Raw genomic sequence first — 18,323 nt, 5'->3', positions numbered from 1 at the left:
CGTGCCGGGGTGGGTGCACCGGGCGCTGCTTTTCCCCTCGTAGCGCTCTTGAGTGTCAGCGGCTGCGCAGGGCGGCGAGTGTGTGGCCGAGGTCTGCGGCGCGGGGCGGTGGCTGCCTCGCGGGTGAGGTTCGCCTCGATCTCCTTCTGCCCCGCCTCCATGGGCCGCGTGATGTCCGGCGCGAACTCGAAGGGCCAGCCTCGAGACCGGTCGTCGAGGGGGGCGGCTCAGCGCCGGCGTTTCCTCCCCCGGGGCCAGGTCTCCGTCGGCGCCTCCGCGATGCTCATCGCTTCCGAGCGTGACCGGCGGCCGGAAGTCCGATGGTCCTGTACGCGCCGGGCTTGACCCTGACACGGTGACAACGTCTTCACTGCGGTCGAGGAGGTGGTCCCGATAACCTTGCCCGAACACGACACGAATGCGATGCGAGTCCTCCGGGGTCTGCAGGACGGCCGCGCGTCGGTGCGGCTGCGTACGGCTCTGGCGGCCGGTACGACCCCTGAGCCGCGACATGTCGGCAGGCTCGTCGAACGATGCGCGACCGAACCCGACTTCCACGTACGGGAAATGCTGACGTGGGCGCTCACCCGGCACCCGGCGTCGACAACGGTCCCGAGGCTGATCATCGAAGTGCGGTCGGAGTGTGCGCAGGCACGCAGTCAGGCCCTGCACACGCTGTCCAAGATCGGTGACCGCCGGGCATGGCCGGCGGTCACCCGGAATCTGCTGTCCGACGCCGACGACGAGGTGGCGCGCAGCGCCTGGCGGGCGGCGGTCGCACTGGTGCCGGACGGGGAGGAGTCCGAGCTGGCCGACGCGCTGTCGACGCAGCTCGGGCGCGGTGGACGTGAGACCCGGCTGAGTCTCAGCCGGGCACTGATCGCCCTCGGTGAGGTGGTCTTGCCGACGCTGCGCGCGGCGATGACGGACCCCGACCCCGGCGTGCGCGCGCACGCGATCGCCACGGAGCGGCTGATGCGCGACCCTGATGCCGGGTTCGAGTCCGCGATCGAGGAGGCGAAGCGCATCGTGGCCCTCGGCGGGAACGGCGGGAACGGCGGGAACGGCGAGAAAGGGGTGACAGGCGGTGCTGATCGGTGAGGTGGCACGGAAGTCGGGGGTCAGTGCCCGCATGCTCAGGCACTACGAGTCGCTCGGCCTGGTGCGGCCGACGGGCCGGACAGGGTCCGGCTACCGGGAGTACTCCGACGAGGACTGCCGGCGGATCTTCCACGTCGAGAGCCTGCGGTCACTGGGGCTGTCCCTGCGTGAAGTCGGGCGGGCGCTCGATGATCCCGGTTTCACGCCCTCCGACCTCGTCGAGGATCTGATCCGGCGGACGCGGGAGCGCATCGCGGCCGAGACGGAGCTGCTCACGCGACTGAGCCGGATCGGTACCGCGCGCCCCGAGGGATGGGAGGACGTCCTCCAGACCGTCACGCTCCTCCAGGCGCTGGGCTCACCGAGCGCGGGCAGGCGCCAGAGCGCGGCCCTGGCCTCCGCCGACGAGGTCACGGTGCCCGTGGAGGCACTGGCCGAGGCAGTGCTGAACGAGGCGGACGCCAACGTCGCCGGAGCCCTCCGCTGGGCTCTGGCGCAATCGGGTGCCGACGGCCTGGTGCCGTTGGCGGAGGGGCTCGGCTCACCGGTGGCCGAGGTGCGCCGGCGTGCGGTCCGGTCCATCACCGAGTTCCCGGACGGTGCGGCGACCGCACTGCTGCGGGACGCGCTCGCGCACCCGGACATCGCGGTCCGCAGGTACGCGGCTCTGGAGCTCGGGACGCGCGGGATGGCCGACGCGGTCCCCACGCTCGTCGACATGGTGGCCGAGGGGGCGAACGACGTCGACGCGGCGGATGTGCTGAGCACGCTGGCGAGTCGCCCGGCGTCGGCGGACCGGATCGCCACCGGGCTCGTCGACCGCCTCACCCGCGGTGCCGCGGAACCGTCCGCGCGCCGACGGCTGACACAAGCGCTCGCCGACATCCCGGGAGCCACGACGTCACGTGCGCTCGCGGAGCTGTCACGGGACGAGGACCGCGCCGTCGCGCTCACCGCCGCGTACCTTCTCAGAAGACGCGCCGCGGAGTGACGGAACCTCTCCCTGGTGCGCAGGGCCCGTGTGCGGTTTCTCTGACGGCGCGGATGGAGGGGAGCGGCACCGTGGAGCAAGCGATGGCATCGCTCCCGAGACGGACAGTCGGGCGCGACGCCGGAACCCGCGTCCCTGGAGCCCATGTTGATCGTCCGCGCCAGCACGGCGCCGGTCGGGCAGGCGGTGTTGGTAGGGCAGGCGGCGTCGGCCGGATAGAGGCAACCACGAGACGGGCAGCTGCCCGGCGCCCGCGCCTCAGTGAGAGGACGTCGTCTCGAGCCGCCCGGTGCCGGTCCGACGCCGGAGGCGGAGGAGGGGGCCGAGTGTCCATCGGCCCGGGCCGATGGCGGCGATCAGCAGGAAGGACCAGCAGAACATAGTAGCTAGTTCGCCGCCGTTCTCGATGGGGAAGAGCGCGTCGGACTGGTGCTCGGTGAAGTAGGCGTAGGCCATGGATCCGGAGCACAGGACGGCCGCGGGCCGGGTCCCCAGGCCGCACAGGACCAGTGCGCCGCCGAGCAGTTGGACGACCGCGGCCCACCAGCCGGGCCACTCGGCCAACCCGGGCCCGGCTCCGTGCGGACCGCCCAGCACGTCGAACAGGGACGCGGCTCCATGACAGGCGAACAGCAGTCCTACGACGATGCGGAAGAGTCCGATCACGTACTCCCGGCTGCGTTCCAGCGCTTCCATCGGCGGTGCTCCTCTCTCGCTGGGCGACCGCGGAGGACTGGCCGCCAAGGGGCGATGCAGGCTGATCCCGGCCCCAAGCCGACGCTCCCGCTTGTCGGTCCACTTCGCTCAGGCCCTTGACCGGATCCCGTCCATGACTATGGTCTAGACCTAGTGACGTTAGGTCTAGACCTATATCGGCCTTCGTCCTCGGTCGCCGGCGCCGGTCGCACCGGTGGCGGCGGGCCTCGCGGGCGGCGGCACGGACGTACCGGACGGAAAGGTGTGGCATGAACATGAAAAGACGGGTGGCTCTCGCGGTCGGAGCTCTGGTCGCTCCCCTGCTCGCGGTCAGCCTGCCGGCGAGCACGGCGAACGCCCATGGCTGGGTGACCTCGCCCGGAAGCCGACAGGACCAGTGCGCCGCGGGCGTCGTCGACTGCGGCCAGATCAAGTACGAGCCGCAGAGCGTCGAAGGGCCGAAGGGCCTGCGCAGCTGCAGCGGCGGAAACAGCCAGTTCGCCGAACTCGACGACGACAGCCTGGGCTGGCGGGTGACGCCGGTCGGCGCGACGCACACCTTCACCTGGCACCACACGGCGCGGCACGCCACCGACACCTGGCAGTACTTCATCGGCAACCAGAAGATCGCCGAGTTCGACGGCCACGGCGCACAGCCCGCCCCGGACGTGAGCCACCAGGTGAACTTCGGAGGCCTCAGCGGCCCTCAGAAGGTACTCGCGGTCTGGAACGTGGCGGACACCGGCAACGCCTTCTACTCCTGCATCGACGTCAACATCGGCGGCGGTGGTGACGGCGGTGGTGACGGTGGTGGTGACGGTGGTGGTGACGGTGAGCCGGGCGCCTGCACCGCGCCGCTGTGGAGCGCCGGGAGCGTCTACACCGGCGGCGACACCGTCTCCTTCGGCGGCCACAACTGGCGCGCCAAGTGGTGGGTGACGGGTGAGGAACCCGGTACCAGCGGTGAGTGGGGCGTCTGGGAAGACCTCGGAGCCTGCACCGCCGCGTGACCGAGGCGGGTCGGCGCGCGCTCGGCGGGGCGCGCGCCGACCTGGCCGGGGGCCGGGCCCGGTACCGTCAGCGACTGCCGGGCAGGGACGGGTCGCCGGGCAACGTGGGCAGGTACCGGGGCGCCCGCCAGGCGTCCAGCCGGTCCTCCACCGCCGCCCCCAGCGACAGCAGTTCGGCGTCCTGGCGGTCGCCCGCCATCAGGAGCAGCCCGACCGGCAGTTCGTTCACGGACCCCGCGGGCACGGACAACGACGGGTACCCGGCGACGGCGGCGGGGGTGGAGGACGGGATCACGTCGTTGTCGCCCCGCGCGCAGTCGGTCGTCCACGCGGGCGGATTCGCCGGAGAGGCGATGGCGTCCAGGTGGTGCGCGGCCATGGTCTCGTCGATGGACCGCTGGGAAAGATCCGTCAACTCGGCGCGCATGGCCCGGTATCGCGGGTCGGTGGTGGGCGGTGCGGCCAGGGCCTGCTCGAACAGCTCCTGGCCGGAGAAGCAGGTCCGTTCGGCCGGGTGCGAGCGGTTGAACTCGATCAGCTCGGCGAGGTTCCGGGGCCCCTCACGGGTGGCGAGGTAGGCGTCGATGTCCCGGTGGAACTCGCTCAGCAGGGCAGGGAACTCGAGTTCGGCGAGTCGCTCCTGATGGGGCGGGACCACCTCGACGACCTGGGCACCCGCGGCGCGCAGTCGTTCCGCTGTGCGGGTCATCAGCGCGTCCACCTCCGTGCCGAGCGAGGGAAGCCGCCACAGGCCGATCCGCTTGCCGCGCAGGCCGCCGGGGCGCGCGCCCGCGTCCGGGAGCGCGGCAGCGCTGCCGGCGCGCACGGTGTCACGGCCACTGAGCACCGCCAGGGTGAGCGCCGCGTCGACCACGTTGCGTGCCATGGGGCCGGCCGTGTCCTGTTCGGCGGAGATCGGGACGACGCCCGACCGGCTGACCAGTCCGAGGCTGGGCTTGTGGCCGACCACCCCGTTCATCCCGGCCGGGCACACGATGGAGCCGTCCGTCTCGGTGCCGATCGCCACCTGTGCCAACGACGCGGCGAGCGCGGCGGCCGAACCGGAGGACGAGCCGCAGGGGTTGCGGTCCAGGACGTACGGGTTGTTCGTCTGTCCGCCTACCGCGGACCATCCCGATGTCGGTTTCGCGGCACGGAAGTTGGCCCATTCGGACATGTTGGCCTTGCCGAGGATCACCGCGCCCGCCGCCCGCAGCTTCCGCACCAGAACGGCGTCCGTTTCCGGCGGACTCGCGGCCAGCGCCAGCGACCCGGCCGTCGTCGGCATGTCGCGGGTGTTCACGTTGTCCTTGAGCAGCACGGGGATGCCGTCGAGCGGGCCGAGGACCTTTCCGTGGCGGTGCCTGAGGTCGCTGGCGGCGGCCTGGCGCAGGGCCGTCGGGCTGGTGCGCAGCACGGCGTTCAGCTTCGGGTCGATGGCTTCGATCCGCCGCAGGTACGCCCGGGTCAGCGCCGACGACGTCAGTGACCCGCGCTTCATGCGTACCTGCAACTCGGGGATCGTCACCGTGTCGAGGTTCACTCCGTGGACGAGCGGCGCGCCGACGGGCGGCAGCGGTCCGCCGGTGCCCGGTCCGGCGGCTGCCGCGCGCTGCCCCGGTGCCCCCGCCGTCAGAAGCGGGGCGACGACCAGGGCAGCGGTCAGGGCCGCGAGTTCTCTCTTCTTCATGGGGCACAGCCCACTCCACGGCACCACGCGGCGCAAGGGGCCGTCTCATACCACGTTGACCCCCATGGCGGTGACGAGGACGGCGGCCTGTTCGAGGCTGACGGTGGCCTGGCCGAGCTGAACGGTCAGGGGGTCCAGTGCGGACAGATCGCTGCCGCGCAGGTCGCAACGGATGAGGTTGGCGCTGTGGAGCTGGGCGCCGGAGAGATCGACGTCCGTGACGCGGGCGTAACGGAGGTCCGACAGATCCCTCCCGTACCAGTCCGCGGAGCGGATGACGTGGTCAGGGGTGGCCGGGGGTGTGGGTGCTGTCGTCATGGTTTGGTTGAACCACCGTTCAACATAAAATGGGAACCGAGGCCCGCGCCGGGCACCTCCGCAGGAAGGCCCGCCGTGTCCCGCACCCCCAAGCCTGCGCGGACGCCCCCCGGTCGCCGCGGCGGGAAAGCGGCCGGTAGTGCCGAAGGGGTTCTGTTTTTCCGTAAGCAGGTGAAAATAGAGGCATAGGTCCGGCCATTCGCGCATCCGCACCTTCCAGGAGGGTCGTCATGGATCCATGGCTGATCTGGCTGATCGTCGCGGCGGTCCTGATCCTGGCGGAGATCTTCACCCTCACCGCCGCCCTGGGAATGCTGGGCGCGGCCGCGCTGATCACGGCGGGATCCGCGGCGGCCGGACTTTCACCGCCTTTCCAGTTCCTGGTGTTCACCGTCGTCGCCACGGTCACCGTTCTCTTCGTGCGCCCCATCGCGCTGCGCCACGTCCTCCAGCCCCAGGCGGAGCGATTCGGTGTGGACGCGCTGGTCGGCCAGGCCGCCTACGTCGTCTCCGAGGTGACGGGCATGGAGGGCAGGGTCCGTATCGGCGGCGAGGAATGGACGGCCCGGTCCTACGACGAGACGCTGGTGATTCCTCGGGGAAAGACCGTCGACGTCATGGAGATCAGCGGATCCACCGCCCTCGTCTACCCCCGGGAGTGACCATGGAAGCCTCGGCGTTTCTCGTCGCCGGTGTGATCGTCGCGCTTCTCGCGGTTTTCACCGTCGTGCGGGCGGTGCGCATCGTGCCCCAGGCCCGCGCCCGCAATGTCGAACGGCTCGGCCGCTACCTTCGCACGCTGAAACCCGGCCTCAACCTCGTCATCCCGTACATCGACCGCGTCTATCCGGTGATCGACCTGCGGGAGCAGGTCGTCTCCTTCAAACCGCAACCGGTCATCACCGAGGACAACCTGGTCGTCGAGATCGACACCGTGCTGTACTTCCAGGTCACCGATCCGCGTGCGGCCTTCTACGAGATCGCGAACTTCCTCCAGGCGGTGGAGCAGCTCACCGTCACCACGTTGCGCAACGTCGTCGGGTCCATGGACCTGGAGAAGACCCTCACCTCACGCGACACCATCAACAACCAGCTCCGCGGGGTGCTCGACGAGGCCACCGGCAAGTGGGGGCTGCGGGTGAACCGGGTGGAGATCAAGGCCATCGACCCGCCGCAGTCCATCAAGGACGCGATGCAGAAGCAGATGCGGGCCGAGCGGGACAAGCGGGCCGCGATCCTCGGCGCGGAAGGGCAGCGTCAGTCGCAGATCCTCACCGCCGAGGGCGACAAGCAGGCCGCCGTCCTGCGCGCGGAGGGCAACCGGACCGCCGAGATCCTCAAGGCCGAAGGGCAGTCCCGGGCCATCGACGAGGTCTTCCAGGCCGTGCACCGCAACGATCCCGACCCCAAGCTCCTCGCCTACCAGTACCTCCAGGTGCTTCCTCAGCTCGCGCAGGGTTCGGGCAGCACCTTCTGGGTCATCCCCAGCGAGGTCACCTCCGCGCTCCAGGGGGTGTCCCGCGCCTTCACCGAAGCGCTGCCCCAGTCACCCGCCACCCGCGAGAAGCCTTCCGAGGAGGGCGTCGCCCAGGCGGCCAACGACACGGCGCAGGCCGCTGAAGCCGCCGCCCAGGCACTCGCCGACGCGGCCAGGGCCAACGGTGTGACGTCCGAGGCGCTGCGCCCCCGTCCGGCGACCGAGGACCGGTGAGAACAGCCCCGGTCGCCGTCGGGTGGGGCACACTCGAATACAGGGGTGTTCGCCTGCGGATCATTGCGAGGCCCGCATGTTCGATGTGCCGTACTGGCTTTGGATGACCTTCGTCGCGATCGTGGTCGTGTCGCTCGTCGTCGACCTAGTGGCCCACCGCAGTGCCCATGTCATCGGGTTCAAGGAAGCGGCGGCCTGGAGCGGGCTGTGGGTGGGGCTCGCCCTTGTCTTCGGCGCGGTCGTCTTCCTCGTCCTCGGCCCGGCGGCGGGCACGGAGTACACCACCGCGTGGCTGCTGGAGAAGAGCCTCTCGGTCGACAACCTCTTCGTCTTCGCCCTGATCTTCGCCTACTTCAAGGTGCCCCGCGCCTACCAGCATCGGGTTCTCTTCTTCGGCGTCATCGGCGCCCTGGTGTTCCGGGGCATCTTCCTCGCCGCAGGCGTGGCCGTGGTCAGCCGGTTCACCGCTGTCCTGTTCGTCTTCGCGGCCGTCCTCTTCTACAGCGTCTACAAGATCCTGAAGGGAGAGGAGGAGAGCTTCGACCCGGGCCGGAGCTTCGCCGTCCGGCTCCTGCGCAAGGTCATCCCGGTGCGTGACACCTACGCGGGCCCGAAGTTCTTCGTGAAGGAGGCGGGCAAGCATGTGGCGACGCCGCTGCTCGCCGTCGTCGCCGCCATCGAAGCGGCGGACCTCATCTTCGCCGTGGACAGCGTGCCGGCCGTGCTCGCCGTCAGCGACGACGCCTTCATCGTCTACACCAGCAACGCCTTCGCCATCCTCGGCCTGCGGGCCCTGTACTTCATGCTCTCCGGACTGCTGGACCGCTTCCACTACCTGAGCAAGGGCCTGGCGATCATCCTCGGGTTCATCGGCGTCAAGCTCATCCTCCAGGCGATGCACGAGATCGTCAGCCCGTCCGTGCCGGAGATCCCGTCCGCGGTGAGCCTGGCGGTCATCGTCGTGGTGCTGGCGGCGTCGGTGGTCCTGAGCCTGCGGCGCCCTCCCGACGCGGCGGACGGAAATGCGGGAGGCGGCCCCGAGGAGGAGTCCCTGACGCCACCCCGAGGAAGGCGGCAGGACTCCCGGTGAAAGGCCGACGCGGCGCCGATTGTCCCCGCCGAACATATGAACGTAAAGTAGGGGCAAAGGCTATTCGAAGGCTCTTCACGGCGTGGACGTGAGAATCATGAGCAGTCACCCGCAGCAGACCGAAACGACGCAGACCGCGACGCGCCGGACGGCAGCGCGGCAGTCCGAAACGCAGCGCGGGCACGTCTGCCCGTCCTGCGGCCACCATGTGCCCGCGGAGATCAAGCGGCACAAGACCCTCGGGATCTACGTCCCGGTCTGGCACCCGGGCACCTGCCACAACCCGGACTGCGACGCCCACACCTGACCGACGCCGGTGATCCCGTTCCGGTGCGGCACGTGTCGGCCACCACCGCGGTTTCGCACAGGCGGACGGACCTGCTCCTGGCCGAGGGCGGGCCGGTGATGCGCCGGCCGTCGGGCGCGGTCAGTGACGGCGGGGAGGGCATCCCGGACAGCGTCCTGCCGCACGTCTTCGACCGTTTCTGCACGGACAGTGCCCGGGCCCGCAGCGAGGGCAGCGGCCTCGGGCCGGCCATCACGACGGAGAACGCGCGCCTGCACGGCGGCACCCTCCGGGCGGCCAACCATCCGCACGGCGGCGCCGTCTTCACGGTCGTCCTCCCACTGCGACCGGACGGGGTGGAGGACGGGGCGGCGCACGCGGCGAAGGAGGAACAACCCTGAACCACCCGCCGACGCCGCCACCGGCGACCACGGCGGGCTCGGGCATGGGACCGGTCGGCGGCAGTGTCCGACGCGGGCTTTCCCTTCTGCTCGCGGCGGCGCTGCTCTTGCTCTCCTCCGCGTGCGGAATCCCCGCGACCGGCGTGGTCGAGGCGGGGGAACCTGCGACCGGCGTCCTGGAACCGGGCAGGACCCCCACCCCGTCCGAGGCGCCGAGTCCGCGGCCGTGCCCGTCACGACGGTGCCCCTCCTTCGTCAGGGACGGGACCCTGGTGGCGGTTGCCCGCCAGCTGTCCGGCACGACCGACCTCGGCAGCACCGTACCCATGCTGTTCAAGGGGCCGGACGACCAGGAGCGCAGGGAAGGCTGACGACCGAACTGCCGCCGTCCGCCGTGGCGCCCACCGTCCGGACCGACGCAGCAGCGGTCGTCGTCCAGCTGCCGCGGACCGTCGGAGGCCTCGGCGACACGGCCGTCGACCAGTTGGCCTGCACGGTCGCCGTCGCCCGTCTGCGCCAGGACCCGGCGCTGGGAAGCGCGCAGGTGACCGTGGAGCAGCCCGGCGGCCGGCCGGCGGGCCGTTCCAGCCACGACTGCCCGACCGGTGAGGCCCGCGAGGCCGACGGGGCGGGCGGCTCCGGCGGAACCGGCGGCTGACGCCCCACAGGCAACCCGAAGGATCTTCTTCCCCTCCTCCAACGAGGGGCGTCCGCACGGGCGGAGCCCCGACCCGAGGTATTGAGGAGCGGATTCTTGATACGTGCTCGAAAGACATGGGCCGCCGCCATAGCGGTGCTGACGGTGGTGGGAGTGGCGCCCGCCGCGGCTCAGGCCCGGCCGCAACCGCCCGGTGCCGCTTCCGTCCAGGCCGCACCGAACGGCACCGCGGACCTGCCGCCCGGCTGGCGGATCACCGGCAGCGGTGAGGCAAGAGCCCTGGAGTGGCACTCCCCGCGGGCCGTCCCGCCCGGCGACGCCCGGGTGGAGTTCCGAACCGACGGCCGCCTGCTCGGCGTACCGGAACCGGACAAGGACGGCCGCACCTTCCGCTTACCCCTGGACGGCACGGAAACGGCCGCCCTGAACGGGCTGACGGACCTCCAAGTCCTCGCCGCCGGCCGCCGGCTGGACGAGGAACCCGGTGCCGCCGCCCGCGAGCGTCGCTCCACCGACTCGCCCCCGGCGAAACTCCCGCCCCAGCTCCCCGCCGGCACCGTCGACCCGGGCACTCCCGGCCGGTTCGCCACGACCACCGGCGAGTACACGCTCGACCCCGTCCGACTGCCGGGCCTCCCCGCCCCGGTGGAGATGCGCGGCCTGGTCGTCGCGCCGAAGGGAGCGACCGGCAAGCGCCCCCTCGCGCTCTTCCTGCACGGCCGCCACGCCACCTGCTACGTCCCCGGCCAGGGCGAGGAAGCCGTCACGATCGACTGGCCCTGCGCGGACGACGCCCGGCCCATCCCCAGCCACCGCGGCTACCTCCGGGACCAGGAGCTGCTGGCCTCCCAGGGCTATGTGACCGTCTCGATCTCCGCCAACGGCATCAACGGCCAGGACGGCGACGTCGAGGACGGCGGCGCACAGGCCCGCTCGTCGCTGGTCCGCTCGCACCTGGCCCGCTGGGCGGACTGGGCCGCCGGGCCCGCCACCGCCCCGACGGCCGTACGCCAGGGTCCGAGGGCCGACCTGTCCCGCGTCCTGCTCGTCGGCCATTCACGCGGCGGCGAAGGCGTCGACCGGGCCGCCATGGACAGCCTCTACCCGCCGCCCGCGAGCCAGGACGGCCACCCGGCACGCGCCCGCTGGAACATCCGCGGCACCGTACTCATCGGCCCCACCGCGTTCGGCCAGAACCCGGTACCGGACGTGCCGTCACTGACGATCCTGCCGGGCTGCGACGGCGACGTCTCCGACCTCCAGGGGCAGCTCTACGTCGACGGCACCCGCGGTGTGAGCCGGGGCCGGGCGCTGCACAGCGCGGTCCACATCACCGGCGCCAACCACAACTACTTCAACAGCGAGTGGACGCCCGGCCGGGCCGAGGCGCCCGCGAGCGACGACTTCTGGGACGACCCCGAGGACCGCGACCCGGTCTGTTCCGTGGGCAGCCCCACCCGGCTCACCGCCGAGCAGCAGCACCGGGCCGGCGCGACCTACGTCGCCGCCGCCGCACGGCTGTTCGTCGCCGGTGACGACCGGGTGCGCGAGCTGATCGACGGCACCGGCCGCCGCGCCCCCTCGGCCGACCCCGCGCGGGTGCTGACGCACGCGGTGGGTGCCGGCCGCGGTGCCGGATTCCTGCCGGACGGCGGGGTGGAGGTGACCGGCGGACGCCTGTGCTCCGCGATCGACCCCGACCCGGGCGCCGCCTGCCTCGGCGAGGACGCGCGCGGTTCCTCACCGCACTTCGCGTACTGGCATCCGGAACGCGAGACCGGCCGCGGCGCGGTCGCCCTGGACTGGTCCGCACCGGGCACCGCTACCCGTGTCCGGCCCGGCGCCCCCGTCTCCCTGAAGGGCGCGAAGAGCCTGGCCCTGCGCGTCATCGTGCCGCCGGGCAGCACCGGCACCCGGCTCGACGTCTCCGTCACCGACACCGAAGGCAGGCGTGCCACCCTCGGCCAGGTCCGCGCCGACGGACTGCCCGGCAGCGCACGCACCGCCTCCTACTGGGCGCAGGAACTGCGCGTACCACTCGCCACCGCCGGCCGCACCGGAGTCGACCTGCGCCGCATCACCACACTGGAACTGACGCCGCGTTCCCGCTCGGGCCAGGCATGGCTGATGGACGCCTACGCGTGGCAGCCGGGCACGCCCCAGGTGCGGCCGGCCCCGCTGACCCGTGTCGACGTCGGCCGGACGAAGGTGGAGGAGGGCGACTCGGGCGTGCGTACCTACCAGATACCGGTGCGCGTCTTCGGCCAGGGCGGCGGCACGGTCAGGATGTACGTCGTGGACCCGGTCACCGGATCCGCCGAGGACCGCCTGATCACCGTCCGCCCCGGCAGCCCCGGCATCGACGTGACCGTGCGGGTGGAGGGCAACGAGCGGTACGCCTGGGACACCTCCCACGACGTGCTGGTGAAGGCCGTACGGGGCTCGGTCGTCGGCTCGTACGCCGGCGGCGTCACGGTCGAGAACGACGACCCGATGCCCGAGATCAGCGTGACGCCGGTCGCCGGCACGGTGACCGAGGGGCAGCCGCTGCGCTGGCGGGTCTCGCTGTCCGAGCCCGCCGACGTGGATCTGGGCCCGACGCTGACGGCGGTGCCGGACGACGCCCGTCCCGAACTGTCCACCAAGGACGTCGACCGCGACTGGCTGCTGAGGAACGCCTGGGACGTCCCCGACGGAGAGGTTCCGCTGTCCCGGCTGGAGTACTTCTCGCTGTGGGCCCCGGTCGCGCCCGGTGAGACGGACGCCGAGGTGACGGTGCCCACGATCGGCGACGAGGTCACGGAGCCCGCGGAGTACATCGGCTTGCAGAGTTGGGACGCGGAGGGCGAGCCGCAGGGCCCGGTGCTGACCGGCACCGTGCTCGACGCGCCGTAGCCCGCACCTCACCGCGCACGCGGGTCCGGACCCGGCGCCGCCCGGCCGGGCCCGCGTGCACGTTCGCCCCCTGCCTCACCACCGGTGGGCGGCGGGGGTACCCGCCAGGTGGATGAGGGGCCGAACGCCTGGCACCGGCCCGGCGTGGCCGTATGCCCGAGCCCACAGCGCGTGGGTACCCTCCGCCGCATGGCGGTGGACGAGAGGACGGAGCCGCCGCGCCGGGCACCGGCGCGGCAGCGGACCAACCGCACGCTCGGCCGGGCGCTGGCCCGGTGGGCGACCACGACCGATCACAAGGTGATCGGCAACCTCTACATGACGACGTCCTTCGGGTTCTTCCTCTTCGGCGGTGCCCTCGCCCTGCTGATGCGTGGTGAACTGGCCCGCCCCGGCCTCCAGCTGTTCACCACGCACCAGTACAACCAGCTCTTCACCGTCCACGGCACGATCATGATGCTGCTGTTCGCGACCCCGCTGTTCGCCGGGTTCGCCAACGCGGTCATGCCGTTGCAGATCGGCGCCCCGGACGTGGCGTTCCCCCGGCTCAACGCGCTCTCGTACTGGCTGTACCTGTTCGGCGGCCTGATGGTGGTGGCCGGGTTCCTGACACCCCAGGGAGCGGCCGCGTTCGGCTGGTTCGCCTATGCGCCGCTGAACAGCGCCGTGTTCAGCCCGGGGGCGGGTGGTGACCTGTGGACCATGGGCCTGGTCGTGACCGGGGTGTCCACCACGCTCGGCGCGGTCAACTTCATCACCACCATCCTGTGCCTGCGCGCCCCCGGCATGACCATGTTCCGGATGCCGATCTTCACCTGGAACGTGCTGTTCACGTCGATCCTGGTGCTGCCCGCCTTCCCCGTGCTCACCGCCGCGCTGCTCGCGCTGGAGGCAGACCGGAAGTTCGGCGCGCACATCTTCGACGCGGCGAACGGCGGGGCGCTGCTGTGGCAGCACCTGTTCTGGTTCTTCGGACATCCTGAGGTGTACATCGTCGCCCTGCCGTTCTTCGGCATCGTCTCCGAGATCATCCCGGTGTTCAGCCGCAAGCCGATCTTCGGCTACGTCAGCCTGGTCGGCGCCACCATCGCCATCACGATGCTGTCCGCCGTGGTGTGGGCCCACCACATGTTCGCCACCGGCGCGGTGCTGTTGCCGTTCTTCTCCCTGATGTCGTTCCTCATCGCGGTGCCGACGGGAGTGAAGTTCTTCAACTGGATCGGCACGATGACGCACGGCTCGCTGTCCTTCGAGACACCCATGCTGTGGTCGTTCGGCTTCCTGATGACGTTCCTGCTCGGCGGCATGAGCGGTGTCCTCATCGCCTCCCCGCCCCTGGACTTCCATCTGACGGACTCGTACTTCATCGTCGCCCATCTGCACTACGTGCTGTTCGGCACGGTCGTCTTCGCGATGTTCGCCGGCTTCTACTTCTGGTGGCCGAAGTTCACCGGCAAGCTGCTGGACGAACGCCTCGGCAAGATCCACTTCTGGACGCTCTTCGTCGGTTTCCAGACCAGCTTCCTCGTCCAGCACTGGCTCGGCGAGCAGGGCATGCCGCGCCGCTACGCCGACTACCTGGCCGCGGACGGATTCACCGCGCTGAACACCATCAGCTCCATCGGTGCCTTCCTGCTCGGCCTGTCCACGCTGCCGTTCCTCTACAACGTGTGGCGCACCCGCCGGTACGGCGCGAGGGTGGAGCACGACGACCCGTGGGGCTACGGGCGCTCCCTCGAATGGGCCACCTCCTGCCCGCCCCCGCGGCACAACTTCACGTCGCTGCCCCGGGTCCGCTCCGAGTCCCCGGCGTTCGACCTGCACCATCCCGACATCAGCCGACGCGACCAGCGGCACGAGCAGAGGAAGCAGGAGCGTTGAGGACCGAAGCCCGTCTGTTCACCGGCGTGGCGGCCTTCTTCGCCGTCACCGCCGCCGGCTACGGCTGGTTCTCCCACGAACCGGCCGGCACCGCCGCACTGACCGTCGCCTTCCTGATGGCCTCGCTCGTCGCGTTCTTCCTGCGCGTGCAGTACCGCAAGCGCGGCCCGCGGGCCCAGGACCGCGGCGACGCCGAGGTCCTGGACACCGCCGGTCCGCTCGGCTTCTTCCCGCCGCACAGCCCCTGGCCGATCACCGCCGCCCTGGGCGCCGTCGTCCTCGGACTCGGCATCGTCTACGGCCTGTGGCTCGCCCTGATCGGCTTCGGCGTGCTCGCCCTCGCCGTGTTCGGCCTCGTCTTCCAGTACGCAGGCCGGGACGCTCAGCGCTTCAGCTCACCCGGGGAGGAATCCGGCTCCGGCTCCTCGGGTCCCGCCTCCTCCACGTCGACCCGGTCGCCGTAGTACCACCCGCTGAGCGTCGCCCGCAGCCGCCCCACGTGCGGCGCCTCATCCCCGGGTGCCGTCGGCGCCAGCGGCTGAGGCTCCCGCCGCGACCGCAGCACGTACCGCTCCCGGGCGTCGAGGGGCGCATGACTCTCGACGTAGCCCCCCGCGAGCGTCTGCCGCAGCTGCCCCGTCTCCGCCCCCTCGTCCAGCCGCTCGCGCTCCCGCTCCTGCAGCGCCAGGCAGACCCGCTTGGTCACCATGGACGCGACCGGCGGGAGCAGTACGAGGGAGACCCGGAACACCCAGGTCAGCAGGTTGACCGAGACGTCGAGGACATGGGCGATGATGTCGTTGCCGCCCGCCAGGAGGAGAACCGCGTAGAAGCAGATCGCGGCGACGCCCAGCCCGGTCCGCACCGGCCTGTCCCGGGGCCGGTCGCACAGGTGGTGTTCCTCGTGGTCGCCCGTCACCCAGCGCTCGAAGAACGGGTACGCGTACAGCACCGCGAACAGGGCTCCCGGCAGCACGACCGCCGGCAGCAGGACGTTCCACATGACGGTGTGGCCCGCCACCGCCGTCTCGAACGGCGGCATCAGCCGCAGCGATCCCTCCAGGAAGCCGACGTACCAGTCCGGCTGCGAGCCGAAGGAGACGACGTCGGGCCGGTAGGGGCCGTAGGCCCAGATCGGGTTGATCTGCGCCACCGCCGCGAGCACCGTCAGGACGCCGAAGACCATGAGGAACAGGCCGGCCGAGCCGGCCGCGAACTGCGGGAACATCGGCTTGCCGACCGCGTTGCGGTTGGTGCGGCCGGGCCCCGCCCACTGAGTGTGCTTGAGGTAGAAGACCAGGACCAGATGGAGCGTCAACAGGGCCAGCAGCAGCCCGGGGACGAGCAGGATGTGCAGCGAGTACAGCCGCGGGACGATGTCCTCGCCCGGATACTCGCCGCCGAAGGCGAACATGCTGATGTACGTCCCCACCACCGGGATGGACAGCATGATGCCCTGTGCGATGCGCAGCCCCGTCCCGGACAGCAGGTCGTCGGGGAGCGAGTAGCCGGCGAAGCCCTCGACGAGCGCCAGCAGGAAGAGGGTCACGCCGATCAGCCAGTTCACCTCACGCGGCCGGCGGAACGCCCCGGTGAAGAAGACCCGCAGCAGATGCACTCCGATGGCGGACAGGAACACGAGGGCCGCCCAGTGGTGCAGTTGGCGCATCAGCAGTCCGCCACGCACGTCGAAACTGATGTCCACCGTCGAGCGGTACGCCTCCGACATGTTCAGCCCGAGCAACGGCTCGTACGACCCGTCGTAGACGACCTCCGTCATCGAGGGCTCGAAGAACAGCGTCAGCCAGACGCCGGTCAGCAGCAGCACGACGAAGCTGTAGAGGGCGATCTCGCCCAGGAGGAACGACCAGTGCTCGGGGAAGGCCTTGCGCAGCAGCCCCCCGCCCTCACAGACGGGGAGCCGCCCGTCGGCCCGGTCCACGGTGCGTTCCGCCCAGCGGCGGGCCCGCACACCCGCGCGGGCCCTTCTCCTCTTCGCCAGCACGGCGGCATGGGTTCCCCGCTGCCCGTTTCGGAAACTGCGGTGCGGCCCGCTTACGGGTCCGTGGCCGGACCATCCCCGAAACCCATTGGGGTGGTTCCGCGTGCACCATGCCGGGTCAGGTTCGAGTCTGAGGGCATGAGCATCCGTCCATGGGTCGTCGTGGAGACGCCGGACAGCCGTGGTCTTCGCCGTATCACCATCGGCGGCGAGACGGTCGGCACTGCCTGGTCATCGTCCGAGCTGCGCAGAACACTGGGCCGTCACGGTTACCCGGAACGCATGGATCTGGATGATCCGGCATCCATATGCTGGCGCGGGGGCGGCAGCGGAACGTGGCCCGACCGCGCCTGGAGAAGGCGCTCGGTCATGGCACTCATGGTGGCCGGACTGCTCGCCTCGATGATTTTCAACGTGGTCATCGGATGGCCGGACGCCTCGGGGGCACTCACTTTCGCGCAACGGATCACCGGAGTGTTGTTCGTCCTCTCGGGCGTGGTGCTGGGAGTTGCGGCAATCGCGGCAGTGGATTACTGGGGGAGGCGGCATGTCAAGGCCTCCGGGGCGATTGTCCTGCTGGGGGTGATCATTGTGCTCGCCACCGACGGCCTCCTCCTTCTCCTCTGGTTCGAGGAGAAGGAGTACACGCGCTACCTGCTGGTCTATCTGCCCGCCTTCTGCTGGTCCATATGGGCGCTGTGTCTTCTTGTGCGTCAAAAATCGTGGAAGGGACTGCCACAACCCAAGACATTTGCGGCCGGGGTCGTCGCCACGGCACTCCTGACGGCTGTGAGTCTTGCCTATTCCACCATGTACCAGCCTGCGGCCGCCCCCATGCACTTCACTCTCAAAGCGGAATTCGGAAAGGCATGGGAGGACAACAGGCTTCCCTTCGTGCACGTCCCGCTGACGCTTTACATGAAGAACACCGGAGGAATCCCGGTGTACATCATCAACGACATCTACACCGTCCGCGGCAGGATCGCCGAATATTCTGGAGGAGAGGAGGACCTGCTGACGGAGTGGAGGGAGAGTGTCGGGAAACAGGGGTCGGGCGAGGGGGAGGCCGAGTTGTACGTCGACCGACTCGAATACACCACAATAAGCAGTGGAAGATTCCGCCACTCCGGTGATTCGCTCGACGTCGGACAGGAGTACGCCCTGAAGCGTGTGTTCCAGATTCCCAGGGACGTCGGATATGACACCGTGAGTGTCGATCTGCGGGTCTCGTACATGAGAAAGGACCGAGGGAGGCTCGACGTGGGGGAGTTCAGTACCCCACACCCTTCGTGGAACGAACGTACCCCGCGCTACTACTGCGAACCAGTGGTCTGCGGAGGGCAGCTCGTGTACCGAGGAAGGGTGCGGCACAACAACAATCTCATCAATGTGACACGCAAGCCGCGTCACGTGACTGCTGTCTGGTCTCCGGACGGCCTGTTCATCTCCTCGATCTCGTCCTTCGCCTTCAATTACTCCGGAGTGGGTGACTACGAGGAAGAGAGGAGGGAGCTGGAGAGATACGGAGCGGCGCGGGCCCGGGCTGATGCGGAGGTACCGGTGGCCGAACTGCTGGCATCTGCCGGCGTCTGA

The 18,323-nt window shown here is 70.4% G+C and carries 17 protein-coding genes; 13 read left to right on the top strand and 4 right to left on the bottom strand.

Features of this window, described 5'->3' with window-relative positions; all coding sequences use genetic code 11:
• Positions 1–423: 423 nt before the first annotated feature.
• Together ACH4F2_RS23975 and ACH4F2_RS23970 are read left to right on the top strand one after the other, a co-directional pair.
• Positions 424–1,101 (top strand): HEAT repeat domain-containing protein, encoded by a 678-nt coding sequence (locus tag ACH4F2_RS23975; RefSeq protein ID WP_398134775.1) that lies wholly within the window; start codon positions 424–426, stop codon positions 1,099–1,101.
• Positions 1,088–2,092 (top strand): MerR family transcriptional regulator, encoded by a 1,005-nt coding sequence (locus ACH4F2_RS23970; RefSeq protein WP_398134774.1) that lies wholly within the window; start codon positions 1,088–1,090, stop codon positions 2,090–2,092. Before ACH4F2_RS23975 ends, ACH4F2_RS23970 begins: the two co-directional genes overlap by 14 nt.
• 258 nt (positions 2,093–2,350) lie before the next feature.
• Here the strand turns inward: ACH4F2_RS23970 and ACH4F2_RS23965 are convergent, their stop codons facing one another.
• A complete protein-coding gene (locus tag ACH4F2_RS23965; RefSeq protein WP_398134773.1) occupies positions 2,351–2,788 on the bottom strand; it encodes a DoxX family protein in 438 nt (145 codons plus the stop codon).
• Between the two features lie 269 nt (positions 2,789–3,057).
• Between ACH4F2_RS23965 and ACH4F2_RS23960 the strand changes: the two genes are divergently transcribed.
• On the top strand, positions 3,058–3,798 hold the full coding sequence (locus tag ACH4F2_RS23960) for a lytic polysaccharide monooxygenase (RefSeq protein WP_398134772.1): 741 nt from the start codon (positions 3,058–3,060) through the stop codon (positions 3,796–3,798).
• Between the two features lie 67 nt (positions 3,799–3,865).
• Here the strand turns inward: ACH4F2_RS23960 and ACH4F2_RS23955 are convergent, their stop codons facing one another.
• On the bottom strand, positions 3,866–5,488 hold the full coding sequence (locus tag ACH4F2_RS23955) for an amidase (protein ID WP_398134771.1): 1,623 nt from the start codon (positions 5,486–5,488) through the stop codon (positions 3,866–3,868).
• Between the two features lie 45 nt (positions 5,489–5,533).
• Complete coding sequence (locus tag ACH4F2_RS23950) at positions 5,534–5,806, bottom strand: pentapeptide repeat-containing protein (protein ID WP_398134770.1); 273 nt, start codon at positions 5,804–5,806, stop codon at positions 5,534–5,536.
• Positions 5,807–6,036: 230 nt separating this feature from the next.
• On the opposite strand from ACH4F2_RS23950, the gene ACH4F2_RS23945 reads away from it, so the two are divergent.
• The 9 genes from ACH4F2_RS23945 (at position 6,037) to ACH4F2_RS23905 (ending at position 15,192) form a co-directional block, all read left to right on the top strand.
• Positions 6,037–6,468 (top strand): NfeD family protein, encoded by a 432-nt coding sequence (locus ACH4F2_RS23945; protein ID WP_398134769.1) that lies wholly within the window; start codon positions 6,037–6,039, stop codon positions 6,466–6,468.
• 2 nt (positions 6,469–6,470) lie between these two features.
• Positions 6,471–7,517, top strand: coding sequence for an SPFH domain-containing protein (locus tag ACH4F2_RS23940; RefSeq protein ID WP_398134768.1), 1,047 nt, complete (start codon positions 6,471–6,473; stop codon positions 7,515–7,517).
• 76 nt (positions 7,518–7,593) lie between these two features.
• On the top strand, positions 7,594–8,607 hold the full coding sequence (locus tag ACH4F2_RS23935) for a TerC family protein (RefSeq protein ID WP_398134767.1): 1,014 nt from the start codon (positions 7,594–7,596) through the stop codon (positions 8,605–8,607).
• Positions 8,608–8,704: 97 nt separating this feature from the next.
• Positions 8,705–8,914, top strand: a complete 210-nt coding sequence (locus tag ACH4F2_RS23930; protein WP_398134766.1) for a hypothetical protein — start codon at positions 8,705–8,707, stop codon at positions 8,912–8,914.
• A gap of 32 nt (positions 8,915–8,946) precedes the next feature.
• Complete coding sequence (locus tag ACH4F2_RS23925; RefSeq protein ID WP_398134765.1) at positions 8,947–9,294, top strand: ATP-binding protein; 348 nt, start codon at positions 8,947–8,949, stop codon at positions 9,292–9,294.
• Positions 9,295–9,688: 394 nt separating this feature from the next.
• A complete protein-coding gene (locus ACH4F2_RS23920) occupies positions 9,689–9,952 on the top strand; it encodes a hypothetical protein (protein WP_398134764.1) in 264 nt (87 codons plus the stop codon).
• Between the two features lie 96 nt (positions 9,953–10,048).
• Complete coding sequence (locus tag ACH4F2_RS23915; protein WP_398134763.1) at positions 10,049–12,847, top strand: hypothetical protein; 2,799 nt, start codon at positions 10,049–10,051, stop codon at positions 12,845–12,847.
• Between the two features lie 144 nt (positions 12,848–12,991).
• Entirely contained in the window at positions 12,992–14,728 is a 1,737-nt protein-coding gene (gene ctaD / locus ACH4F2_RS23910; RefSeq protein ID WP_398134837.1) for a cytochrome c oxidase subunit I, read from the top strand.
• Positions 14,725–15,192 (top strand): cytochrome c oxidase subunit 4, encoded by a 468-nt coding sequence (locus tag ACH4F2_RS23905; RefSeq protein WP_398134762.1) that lies wholly within the window; start codon positions 14,725–14,727, stop codon positions 15,190–15,192. Before ctaD ends, ACH4F2_RS23905 begins: the two co-directional genes overlap by 4 nt.
• On the opposite strand, the gene ACH4F2_RS23900 is transcribed toward ACH4F2_RS23905, so the two are convergent.
• Entirely contained in the window at positions 15,111–16,733 is a 1,623-nt protein-coding gene (locus ACH4F2_RS23900; protein ID WP_398134761.1) for a cytochrome bc complex cytochrome b subunit, read from the bottom strand. The two genes, ACH4F2_RS23905 and ACH4F2_RS23900, sit on opposite strands and share 82 nt — an antisense overlap.
• A gap of 135 nt (positions 16,734–16,868) precedes the next feature.
• On the opposite strand from ACH4F2_RS23900, the gene ACH4F2_RS23895 reads away from it, so the two are divergent.
• Positions 16,869–18,323 (top strand): hypothetical protein, encoded by a 1,455-nt coding sequence (locus ACH4F2_RS23895; protein ID WP_398134760.1) that lies wholly within the window; start codon positions 16,869–16,871, stop codon positions 18,321–18,323.

The sequence above is a fragment of the Streptomyces sp. NPDC017890 genome, from assembly GCF_044328675.1.
In the GTDB taxonomy this organism is placed as follows: domain Bacteria; phylum Actinomycetota; class Actinomycetes; order Streptomycetales; family Streptomycetaceae; genus Streptomyces.
The sequence above is the reverse complement of the archived record's forward strand: the minus strand, read 5'-3'. Positions and strand labels throughout refer to the sequence as shown.